1 protein-coding gene is annotated in these 590 nt (G+C 70.5%); it reads right to left on the bottom strand.

The features are described from left to right. A partial coding sequence (locus PKF00_RS44970; protein ID WP_271223771.1) for an alpha/beta fold hydrolase occupies positions 1-590 on the bottom strand: 590 nt, incomplete at both ends.

Below are 590 nucleotides of genomic sequence, written 5' to 3'. Positions count from 1 at the left end.
TACCGGCCGGATCCACATCATGGGCGTCCATGGAATAGGACAGGGCGAGGAAGCGCTGCGGCGACACGGTCTGCGCATAGTCGCGGCCGCGGGCTTCCAGATAGCCGGCAATACCGCCCGCATCGCGGCTGTCCGGATCGGGCGCGTAGAAACGCTCTTCCAGCTCGTCCGGCGTGCGATAGGTGGTCATGGCGAGACGGCGGGCAAGGTCGAGCCCGGCGGCGCCGTCGCCCAGGCGCAGGGCGAGTTCCACGGTCTCGCGCTGGATCGAGCGCCAGGCCTGCGCCATGGCGCAGGGACGATGGGCGCCGGAAATCACCAGCAGCTTCCCGACCCGTGCCGGTGCCAGTGCGGCCAGGGCGAGGCCGATCATGCCGCCATAGGAGGAGCCGATAATGTCGAACCGCTCGATCCCGGCCGCGTCGGCCAGGGCGAGGATGGCGCGGGCCTGGTCCTGGGTGGTGGGGAAGGGGGACAGTTCCTCGCCGATGAAGTCGAAGGAGAGGATGCGGCGGCGGCCGGTGTCGATGGCGCGGGCCGGTCCGGCCTGGGCGGCCCACCAGCCCGGCTCGCTCTCATGATCGGTGACA

Source organism: Streptosporangium carneum (assembly GCF_027922005.1).
In the GTDB taxonomy this organism is placed as follows: Bacteria; Actinomycetota; Actinomycetes; order Streptosporangiales; family Streptosporangiaceae; genus Streptosporangium; species Streptosporangium carneum.
Note: the sequence above shows the minus strand (reverse complement) of the source record. Positions and strands in the feature narration are given on the sequence as shown.